The 9,228-nt window shown below is 48.1% G+C and carries 11 protein-coding genes, 3 tRNA genes and 1 pseudogene; 6 read left to right on the plus strand and 9 right to left on the minus strand.

The features are described from left to right. Positions 1-2 precede the first annotated feature (2 nt). The 3 genes from CWO84_RS12345 to CWO84_RS12355 all read right to left on the minus strand — a co-directional run bounded on the left by CWO84_RS12345 (position 3) and on the right by CWO84_RS12355 (position 2,802). Entirely contained in the window at positions 3-302 is a 300-nt protein-coding gene (locus tag CWO84_RS12345) for a hypothetical protein (protein WP_101052941.1), read from the minus strand. 77 nt (positions 303-379) lie between these two features. Continuing rightward, entirely contained in the window at positions 380-1,855 is a 1,476-nt protein-coding gene (locus CWO84_RS12350) for a NarK family nitrate/nitrite MFS transporter (RefSeq protein WP_101052943.1), read from the minus strand. Positions 1,856-2,460: 605 nt separating this feature from the next. Continuing rightward, positions 2,461-2,802 (minus strand): zinc ribbon domain-containing protein YjdM, encoded by a 342-nt coding sequence (locus tag CWO84_RS12355; protein WP_033157951.1) that lies wholly within the window; start codon positions 2,800-2,802, stop codon positions 2,461-2,463. 870 nt (positions 2,803-3,672) lie between these two features. On the opposite strand from CWO84_RS12355, the gene CWO84_RS12360 reads away from it, so the two are divergent. The 5 genes from CWO84_RS12360 (at position 3,673) to CWO84_RS12380 (ending at position 4,550) form a co-directional block, all read left to right on the plus strand. Further along, positions 3,673-3,864, plus strand: a complete 192-nt coding sequence (locus CWO84_RS12360; protein WP_033157950.1) for a hypothetical protein — start codon at positions 3,673-3,675, stop codon at positions 3,862-3,864. Positions 3,865-4,025: 161 nt separating this feature from the next. After that, complete coding sequence (csrA, locus tag CWO84_RS12365) at positions 4,026-4,217, plus strand: carbon storage regulator CsrA (RefSeq protein WP_020482891.1); 192 nt, start codon at positions 4,026-4,028, stop codon at positions 4,215-4,217. A 10-nt stretch (positions 4,218-4,227) separates the two neighbouring features. Continuing rightward, a tRNA-Ser gene (locus CWO84_RS12370) sits at positions 4,228-4,318 on the plus strand. A 56-nt stretch (positions 4,319-4,374) separates the two neighbouring features. Next, positions 4,375-4,451: transfer RNA gene (locus tag CWO84_RS12375), tRNA-Arg, on the plus strand. A 23-nt stretch (positions 4,452-4,474) separates the two neighbouring features. Continuing rightward, positions 4,475-4,550, plus strand: a tRNA-Asn gene (locus CWO84_RS12380). Between the two features lie 162 nt (positions 4,551-4,712). On the opposite strand, the gene CWO84_RS12385 is transcribed toward CWO84_RS12380, so the two are convergent. The 5 genes from CWO84_RS12385 to CWO84_RS12405 are packed head-to-tail and all read right to left on the minus strand — an operon-like array spanning position 4,713 to position 6,940. Continuing rightward, positions 4,713-4,937, minus strand: a complete 225-nt coding sequence (locus tag CWO84_RS12385; RefSeq protein WP_101052945.1) for a hypothetical protein — start codon at positions 4,935-4,937, stop codon at positions 4,713-4,715. Continuing rightward, positions 4,934-5,416: a FlhC family transcriptional regulator gene (locus tag CWO84_RS12390; RefSeq protein WP_101052947.1), complete on the minus strand. Its 483-nt coding sequence runs from the start codon at positions 5,414-5,416 to the stop codon at positions 4,934-4,936. The genes CWO84_RS12385 and CWO84_RS12390 overlap by 4 nt, the downstream gene beginning before the upstream one ends. Positions 5,417-5,426: 10 nt before the next feature. Then, the gene (locus tag CWO84_RS12395; RefSeq protein WP_101052949.1) at positions 5,427-6,020 is read right to left on the minus strand and encodes an STAS-like domain-containing protein; all 594 of its coding nucleotides are present in this window, start codon (positions 6,018-6,020) and stop codon (positions 5,427-5,429) included. Positions 6,021-6,072: 52 nt separating this feature from the next. After that, entirely contained in the window at positions 6,073-6,666 is a 594-nt protein-coding gene (locus CWO84_RS12400) for a FlhC family transcriptional regulator (protein WP_165786312.1), read from the minus strand. Further along, a complete protein-coding gene (locus CWO84_RS12405) occupies positions 6,647-6,940 on the minus strand; it encodes a flagellar transcriptional regulator FlhD (RefSeq protein WP_101052953.1) in 294 nt (97 codons plus the stop codon). Before CWO84_RS12405 ends, CWO84_RS12400 begins: the two co-directional genes overlap by 20 nt. 426 nt (positions 6,941-7,366) lie before the next feature. Here CWO84_RS12405 and CWO84_RS12410 point away from each other — a divergent pair, with 426 nt between their 5' ends. After that, a complete protein-coding gene (locus CWO84_RS12410; RefSeq protein WP_101052955.1) occupies positions 7,367-8,350 on the plus strand; it encodes a hypothetical protein in 984 nt (327 codons plus the stop codon). A gap of 111 nt (positions 8,351-8,461) precedes the next feature. Here the strand turns inward: CWO84_RS12410 and CWO84_RS12415 are convergent. Beyond that, positions 8,462-9,228, minus strand: a pseudogene (locus CWO84_RS12415) (hypothetical protein); the annotation flags it as partial.

Raw genomic sequence — 9,228 nt, forward strand, 5'->3', positions numbered from 1 at the left:
GCTTAGCAGGCGCGGTAATGGCGCAATTCCGCCAGGCGCTGCTCCAGTTTAGCCATCAGCAAAGCCTGATGATGACGCAGTAACACCGAGTCGCTGGGGCGCGGCGGCAGGGTGGCTTCGATTTCGTGGTGGACCAGGGAAATGACATGCCGTCTCAGAACGGCATCTTCCGGCAAAAAAGGGCTGCTTTGGGACTGGGCGGGCTGTTGAGCAGCGTAGTGTTCTCCGCTGGATGTTTGGCAAGCGCAACGCCAGCAAACGATTAAAGTCAGGGTTAAGACGGCCAATAATGCTTCGATCATGGGTATTTCTCCAAATAACTAAATGTTAAAAATTGCTGTAACAATCTTCGGCAGATGACGATGGGATGCTTTGCTGGTTAGACTAATTCGATCATGGCCACGCTGCCGTCTTCCATGATTTCTGCCATGTGGCCGGCGGGTTCTTCGATAAATTGCACTGCTAATGCGACCACGACGGCGGTAGCGGCGATGGTGAGAAAAAAGGCTTCCGGTGTGACGAAAGACAATACCGTCAGAAAGGTAACTCCGCCCACATTGCCGTAAGCACCGACCATGCCGGCGATTTGCCCGGTCATGCGGCGTTTGATCAAAGGCACCATTGCGTAGACCGCGCCGCATCCCGCCTGGACGAAAAATGAACACAAAAAGGTCACGGTAAACGCCAGGGCAATCGGCCATTCCGAATTGATTTGCGACATGGCGGCATAGCCCAGTGCGCAACCGATTACGCAAACGCTCAACGACAATTTGCGACCGTACTTATCGCTCAGCCAGCCACCGCCAGGCCGCGCGACCAGATTCATGAACGCGAAACTGGATGCCAATAGGCCCGCTTGCACCGGGGTGATGCCGGTCTGTTTGAACGTCTCGTGGAAAAACAGCGGCAGCATGGAGACGACTGCGAGTTCGGAGCCGAAGGTCACCAGGTATGCCAGGTCCAGAATGGCAACCTGTTTAAATTTGTATTGGTGTATCGCTTCAATGGGTTGGGTGAGGTGTTCCTGATTAACGTGCACGATTTTGTACAAGTTGTAGAGAAACAATAGCCAAATCCCGATGTAAAGACCGATTGTGGCGTCACCGGATAACAGCTTCATGCCCGTTGGCGACAGTTTCCAGGTCAGCAAACTGAGCGCTGCATACAAGGGAATGGTCATTAAAATATAGAAGAACAGATCCCAGATGCTGGTTACTTCCATAGCGCCGGCTTTCTTGGGTTTGAAATACGTCGAACCTTTGGGCGTATCGCTGACGCTGAAAAAATAAATCACCGAATAGAGCAAAGCCATGATGCCGGTGCAGGCAATCGCATAACGCCAACCGTTTTCGCCGCCGAATGCCAAGGCCAATGACGGTAAGGCGATGGCGGCAGCGGCTGAGCCGAAATTGCCCCAGCCGCCGTAGATGCCTTCGGCAACACCGAGTTGTCTGGCCGGGAACCATTCGCCGACCATACGGATTCCGATGACAAAGCCGGCGCCGACGAAACCCATCAAAAATCTCGCCAGGGCTAATTGCTGAAAGTCGTCGGCAGCGGCAAACATGAAGCAGGGAATACTGCTGATCGCCAACAAGCTTGAGTAGGTGCGTTTGGGGCCAAATTTATCCACCAAAATACCAATCGCAATCCGTGACGGGATCGTCAACGCCACGTTCAGTATCAAGATGGTTTTAATTTCGGCTTGGCTGAGTTTAAGGCTCTCGGCAATCGCCAACATCAGCGGTGCATGGTTGAACCACACCACAAAGCTGATGAAAAACGCCAGCCAGCTCATGTGCAAAATCTGCATTTTGCCGGTAAAGCTAAAAAGATTGAGTTTGCTCGAGGACATAACTTACCTTTGAAAAGTGGAGGATAAAATGAATTCCGCTGGCCGGATCGAGCGTCGGAAATTCGTATCAAGTAGCTTGTATGTACAAGCTATTGCTCCCCTTGAAAAGGGCTTATTTACTCATGAAGTGTGGGTGTCCTGAAACGAGCGAAGGCAAGGCACAACAGACGAATAAACAGCTTGGCTGAAGTTGATCAGCCTATTTTCAACGTCGTTGTTGAAGGGAGCAGAAGGTGCAGCGTTGCACGGGCTATATGATAGCACCCATTATGTGAAAGTATTCAATCCGGCTGTTGTCTGGAATGCGGAATGAGCCGGCGAAGCAGTTTCGAAGCCCCTAATTGTTGAGGGGGGTGGCTGCGGATATCAAAATGCCGAAGCGGGTTCAGGCCGCTTCGGCAGGTGTCTGTGAGTCGCGGGTGGCAGGGGTTCAATCAGCTTGGTAATCCGACCCTTTTTACCACGGATATTCCGTTTGGGCCGAGTTCGTCGAGGCCGAGGTTGGTGCGGCCTTTGGTAAACTCTGTATCTTCAACGGCGTTGAGGCGAACGGTATTTAGGGCCGGGTGAATGAGTTGCACACGTTTTGCGATTATTAGCTGGGATCAGACTTTTTTCACAAATTCCGATTTCAACTTCATCGCGCCGATGCCGTCGATTTTGCAGTCGATGTCGTGGTCGCCGTCCACCAGGCGGATGTTTTTAACTCGGGTCCCGACTTTGACAACGAGTGAAGAGCCTTTCACTTTCAGGTCTTTAATCACGGTGATGGTATCGCCGTCTTGCAGCAGGTTGCCGTTGGCGTCCTTGACTACTTTCGTTTCCTCTTCGCTGTCACCAGCGGCATCGGCTGACCATTCGTGGGCGCAGTCCGGGCAAATATTCATGGTGCCGTCGTTATAAGTGTATTCAGAGCCGCATTTTGGACAGTTAGGTAAATCGTTCATGGTTGTTCCGTTGTTTTGATTAGCTGCGAGACAGCAGGTTTAATATAAAAAATCCAGATTAGCCGCATCCTTTAAACCATAAACTCCATCATGCCAGCCGGGAATAAGAGCATCGACAGGCTGTGATCACTATTTTCGAGCTATTCCGATTTACATTTAGGTTTGGCTATCAACCCTTCCGGCACCCGGCTGAAAGGTTGATTTATAAAGCAAGCGACTGTAACGAGTTCGCTGCTCGGTCTAGCGGCTGCCATTTTCTGGAATGACGAATCCTGGGGATTAAGCTAAAGCGACGAGTATCCGGACGTTCAGTCCAGTATTGGAACCCGCTGGCTTTGTGTAGTCGAATATGTACTTTGCTTAATACCGGGATTCGACGGCAAATCATAACCCGGCTTTAGGGATTATTGGTATCTCGCGTCGATTTAGTGCAGGGAAGCCGGATGCAAGCTATGTTGCTTTTTTTTGCAGAACCATAACTCATCGAAACGCGACTGGCCGACCAGCCAGGAGCTGGCGGCGCGGAGAATGATAACGGTAAAAACGCATCTGTTTGGCCCATTGCCGAAAGTCTTGACATGCCGGTGTTTTAAGGTTGCGACAAATCGTCGCACTTTTTCTGGACAAAGCGATTTAAGTGCACTAGAATGCGACCACCTTGACTTAGGTCAATACGAGCCGAAAAGCTTCGTATCTATTGGGGGAGGGAATGCGACCGTGTAACGGTACAACAATAATAAAAGCGCAAGCTATTAACCTGCTATCACAGATATCAGGCGTCCAAAAAACATAAAAATAACACCGGACGAAGCCCACTTAATCGTGGGCTTTTTTATGCGCCAATTACCATAAACCTGTTTGTTATTTCAGATGGCCGAAAAATCAGATTCGCTTCCACAAGATATTATGGAGGCAGAGCGTTTCATTGATGAACTAATGAACGACACCAAGCACCCGGTTCACAATCATGCTCATCCTTTGCACAAGGAATCGGTTAAAGCATTAGATGAGTTGATGCAGAGTCTGGATGCAATGCGCCATGAGTGGTTGTCTAAGGGATAGTTCAGAAAAACGCACGGATTTGTTTATTCTGACGTCCTAGCTGTTCGTATGCTTTTCTTTATGGCTAGCAAATATATCTTTATTTTTTCTCAAAAACGGATATAATCGTCGGTTCGAGTATGTTGCAGTAACAAAGCGCATTAATAGTGTAGGGAGATAGTATGCTTATCTTGACTCGTAGAGTAGGAGAGACCTTGATGATTGGTGACGATGTGACTGTTACAGTTCTCGGGGTAAAAGGAAATCAAGTTAGAATTGGCGTAAACGCACCAAAAGATATATCTGTTCATAGGGAAGAAATCTACGAGAGAATTAAGAAAGAGCAGTCTGAAGCAGGGAGTACGGAAGGCTGATTAAGTTATAGGAGAGATGGCCGAGAGGCCGAAGGCGCTCCCCTGCTAAGGGAGTATGTGCCAAAAGCGCATCGAGGGTTCGAATCCCTCTCTCTCCGCCACTAAATTTAAGTTTGACAAAGAATAACAAAAATAAGATAATAAGCGGCTCAGATAAGCGCCCGTAGCTCAGCTGGATAGAGTACACGGCTACGAACCGTGCGGTCGGGAGTTCGAATCTCTCCGGGCGCGCCATTTGAGTAAATTACCGAAATTAATCCCCTGTAGCTCAGTCGGTAGAGCGGGTGACTGTTAATCACTAGGTCGGCGGTTCGAGCCCGTCCGGGGGAGCCAAATAAATCAAGGGCTTAGATAGAAATATCTAAGCCCTTTTTTATTGCGTGGTCACTTTTATGGTCACTTTGTTTTTCACTCAAATCCGAAAAATTTTTCGTGTTTGATCGAAGAACATACAGCATCTACCAACAAATAAGGTTTGAATGCAGTAGTAAAGCATCAAAGTGTTCCGGCATCTTCTTCCTTTGCTCGCCTTTCATAAAATTCCTTAACTTGGCTTGCAAGCCACATTTGTGGATTTCGAATGACCGGTGGAGGAACCTCACCTGCCTTCCTCATGCGCCAAAACTGGGTCCGAGTCACGCCCAATTTTTCAATCATGTCGTTAATTTTCAGGAATTCTTTTTCTTTTGCCGCAGTACTTTGATCGGATTCAATGTTCACTGGATACCTAATTGCAAAGAGTTATTACATACGCCACAGCGTTCAGCAAGGTCTTCTCTCGCGTTCAACAGCACCCAGGCATGACAATGTGAACATGTTGAAACCTGTACTTTTTTATCTTTGATGTCCTGAGACACAACCCATGCCGCTGAAAAATCGAGATTTCCAAATGGGTAGGAATGTTTGTAAGCGTCAAAGGCGTTTATTAAAGTTTGAATTTGGTCATCGGCCGACTTAATTGCGGCCACCCGATAGCAAACCGCAAAAAGCGTCACGTCTTTATATTTGCGTCTACTTCCAGTCAAGCCGCGCGTTGAAAACTTGATTGAGCCTCGGCCTGGTGAACGTCCATGTAATTGCCGATAAGTGTGTCGTAATGACTTGATGGGAATGCCGGTCACTTGATGTACGATTTTTACCTTGGCATAGCGTTTCAGCAGTTCAATGGCCAACGTTTGCTGTTGATATTTTTTCAGCATGCCCGCCCCCTCAATAGATTGAGCCGGTTAAACCGAGCATGGCTTCCACTATCGGCGGCTGTTCTTTATTGATGTTCATCAAGAACTGACTGGAAAACCGTGGCGTAAAGCAAAGCCAGTTCGAGTGAGCGATAAACTGAATGTCCTCCAAGGACAAGTGACCGAGTGCTGTTCGCATGGCATCATCCGTGATTCCCAGCACCAATTCCGTCAATACTGGATTTTCCCGCGCGATTTCTCTGGCCTTGATAAGCCAGGTTTGGTTCATAGCGAAAATCTCTTCGTCGCACCCTTGGCGATTGACCGCTGAAAGCTTGTCGAAATAGGCATCCAAGTTTTTAAAAGCAGACTGCATCAACTTTTCATTGGCGTCATTCAAATTAATGACCATGAGTTTCGATTTCAAAAAATCGGCGCCAAACTCAGTAATCAGAGGAAAAAACAATTCCTGACAGAATCCTTGGGTAATTGTCTTGACGTCTTTAAAATCAATGGTCAATATTTGCTGATTGGCAAAGCACTCACGTGCGAGCCGCGCCAGGTTTTTACCATGAACAGGCTGAGGTATCTGGGAATCAGTGGCTGTAATGACAGCAATATGCATGCGACTTCTCCTTAGTAGCGAATGGATGGTCTCGAGGCGGTAATGGATTAGTTCAATTTGTTTTTTTTGACTTTGCAGAAGCCCAACGTCGTCGTCCCGAACGATCTTTCCAAACATTGCAGATTGGGCATTGGCTGAAAGTTGCGTCGGGGTGAATCGTGCTGAGGTAGCGTGTTCTGCAACATGTACAAACAGTGAATATCAAATTGCCAGCCACGAGCATGCTGATTAAAAACCACGCTCTGTTTACGTCTAACGTGAATTGTTGTGCTGCGGGAGATATTTTCTTTGGCTCGGTTAATATTTTCGATGCGACGTTTTTATAAATGCTATAGACGTCAACCAAGACCTGAGCTGAAGAATACTGAATTGATAATCGTCGTCGTGCATCATCCAGAATGCCTAAAAACAGTGATGCGTGAATGTTGTTGGAGGTTGACCGAATGACCCATTGGAGGTCATGAGGAAGCATGCCTTGTTTGGGCCGGCAACCCGTTAATGATTTGAATATGTCGATACTCTGCTGTCGGGATAACTGGCAAAGTTGGCTCACAATGGGTGGGCGGGCGCCAAGCAGGATAAGCTTTTCGGCCAAAACCAAGTTATTGCTAAAATTTGATCCATTTTTAAAGGGCACTATTTTCATCTGTCCATCCCGGAATGAAGGGTTGAAGTAAATCTGCATAGGTACCCATGGAAACGCCGCTTGGAGCGTAGACTGGTAACAGTTGAATGACCGCTCGACTACTTTCAGCTTGTTCCCGAAGACGATCCAGGGTCATGTCTGCCAATTTTTCTATACGGTCTTTATCCAAGCCAAATCGCCAGGCAGTCTCTACTGGGTTACTACGGGCACATTCCCGAGCCAGCATGAGATATTCGAAATTCAAACGGCTAAGATCTTCATCCAGTGTTGACATAGATATCCTTTGGAAAATTAACGGCTGTTACCGATATGCTAGGAAGCTGGCGGGCAAATGTCCCGTGCGCAAAGTGACCTGTTTTGGGTCACAAACCTCTGGAAGCCTTGATGGCACTTTATTGCAGCAGTTAATGATTACTGGTCGTAACGTTCTTTTTTCCGAACTGGACCGCCAGATCAATGCGGAAACGTAAAACGAATAGATGAATCCATTGAATGATTCAGAAACTTTTCTAATCTCGTTCTCGCCTCCCACGTGGGTGTCTGTTGCGGAAGTTGCAATTTTTGGTAAACCAATTAAATTCAGATAGTTAAAAATCATTTCGGTATTACCCAAAGCTTGAGTTGTTATGGAGGACATTGTTATGAATCGACGAAGCGCAAACCAGACCGCAACGACCGGTTACCTAGTTTGGGGTGGTTTATGCGCGAGGTAATTCAATGCTTGATCGATTGGTTGGATAGCGAGCCAAGCGATGAAAAAGGCCACCGCATATTGCGTGCGTTAGCCCAGGAATCGTTAAAAAAGGCGGGTTTCGATGAGTCGAAGCGCCGGTTCACCGCCGATGAAATTGTTGCCGCAGTTGGTGTGTCAATAGAAACCACCGACCCTAAAAAATGGATAGACTGGCCAGGTTCGTTAAAAAAATATTGCGAAACTCGAGAGCCGCAAATTATCGAGTTCGCCCGTAAGCGCGGGCTATCGCATTACCCGCAGCCGGATCGAAAAAGTACAAAGGGCGGTCCGGGACGACTCACGACGTTCTATATCAAAGCGGAACCGGTTCCGGAAATCACGGAAGAAGATCATGTGGTTGTAGACGATTTGGCTGGCAGCAACGCAGTCGAGTTGAAAGCCAACTATCAAATGACTGAATTGGGTGAAGTCAAACCTAGTTGGCTTGCGAGTTGGTTATTTCGGCATGGACAAGTTGAATTGCGCCAATGGCATGTTTGGGGGCTGCTGGGCTGGTTGGCGACCATAGGTGTATTTGCAGTGTTAATTGCCTATGCCGGATGGCTGTCGTTATCCGTGTCCAGGCCGGTTACGACGAGCGATTTAACCTTGCTGATAAGTATTTTCGTTATTCCCTATGGTGCCTGGGTCACTATCATCAAGCCTTGGATATTGTTGTTGGATGACCGGATTGTCGTTGCTCATGAACTATTCACAAATTTTTATGAACAGTCTGCGCAGTTCGAGTTGCTTCGAGACGGGGATTTAAGGGTAATTCGGTTAGTCCGTTATTCGGCGGCATGCCCGATTTGTGGTGCCACGATTTATCTCGAAAAAGGCGAACCGGATTACCGGCGAAGATTGGTGGGGCGATGTTATGAAAGCCCAAGAGAGCATGTGTTTAGTTTCGATCGAATAACGCGTTGCGGGCGGCTAATGGTGGATAGATAGCATTTCGAAGGCCTATTTGAACGTTTTTAGGGTGGGCATGGAGCGGTAGCTTGTTTTGACGATAAAAATGAGCGCATTACCCAGCTGGATAATGCGCCCACACATCACGTTTTAACTAACCATGCTGGTTTCAGAGATTTGCTTTTGGCTCGATTTTGCTGGATATGCCATCACCGAAGCGGGTTTGCCTTGCTGATCCAACTCCACCACGAAGGCTTTGCCGTACAACGCAGGACAGCCGCAAAAGTTTGGCAACAGTCGCTGCATGGCATTGGCCGGATCGCTAGCGGTATTGGCAACCACAAAGGCGATGAAGGCATCCGAATCGCTTTCAAAGGTCGATTCCTGAAATTCATCGTATTCGCTTTTGAAGCTGGCCATTTGTTGCAACACCTGAGCCGAGCAATCGCCCTTGGGCACAATGATGTCATCAGCGTTTTCCTGGCCTTGGTAGCAAGCTTCATCTGTGATTTCAACAAGATCCTGCCCAAGCCGGATCCGGTAAGCATCGCAAAAACGTACGCTAACCCAACACCAATCACCTTGGAATTGAGCCTGATGGGTTTCATTGACCGTTTCAATCACCAGTTCTTCATCATTGAGATGCCGAACCAGTGGATGAAGCCAATGCCCGCTATCCAGCGCACCGCGGTACAGCAAACAATCCCGGCTCCAGGCAAACAAATATCGCGCAGCACCGTCCTGTTTGATGTCATCGTCAATCGAGACGATGCCGCGGGCCACTATGTTCGCATGGGTCATGGCTTTTTCCGGCCGCTGTTCGAAGTTATCAAAAACTTCGGTATCGCAAACCGGATAGGCGATGATTTCGCGTAAGGCCTCGGGCGGTACTACGGGCACATCGTTGAGTAACCGCA

Origin of the sequence: Methylomonas sp. Kb3 (assembly GCF_002834115.1) — a bacterium.
Lineage (GTDB): Bacteria > Pseudomonadota > Gammaproteobacteria > Methylococcales > Methylomonadaceae > Methylomonas > Methylomonas defluvii.

Excerpts from the sequence above, each read along its gene's own strand:
- CWO84_RS12345 (WP_101052941.1), bottom strand. The coding sequence starts at position 302 with ATGATCGAAGCATTATTGGCCGTCTTAACCCTGACTTTAATCGTTTGC.
- CWO84_RS12350 (WP_101052943.1), bottom strand. The coding sequence starts at position 1,855 with ATGTCCTCGAGCAAACTCAATCTTTTTAGCTTTACCGGCAAAATGCAG.
- CWO84_RS12355 (WP_033157951.1), bottom strand. The coding sequence starts at position 2,802 with ATGAACGATTTACCTAACTGTCCAAAATGCGGCTCTGAATACACTTAT.
- CWO84_RS12360 (WP_033157950.1), top strand. The coding sequence starts at position 3,673 with ATGGCCGAAAAATCAGATTCGCTTCCACAAGATATTATGGAGGCAGAG.
- csrA (WP_020482891.1), top strand. The coding sequence starts at position 4,026 with ATGCTTATCTTGACTCGTAGAGTAGGAGAGACCTTGATGATTGGTGAC.
- CWO84_RS12390 (WP_101052947.1), bottom strand. The coding sequence starts at position 5,416 with ATGCTGAAAAAATATCAACAGCAAACGTTGGCCATTGAACTGCTGAAA.
- CWO84_RS12395 (WP_101052949.1), bottom strand. The coding sequence starts at position 6,020 with ATGCATATTGCTGTCATTACAGCCACTGATTCCCAGATACCTCAGCCT.
- CWO84_RS12400 (WP_165786312.1), bottom strand. The coding sequence starts at position 6,666 with ATGAAAATAGTGCCCTTTAAAAATGGATCAAATTTTAGCAATAACTTG.
- CWO84_RS12405 (WP_101052953.1), bottom strand. The coding sequence starts at position 6,940 with ATGTCAACACTGGATGAAGATCTTAGCCGTTTGAATTTCGAATATCTC.
- CWO84_RS12410 (WP_101052955.1), top strand. The coding sequence starts at position 7,367 with ATGCGCGAGGTAATTCAATGCTTGATCGATTGGTTGGATAGCGAGCCA.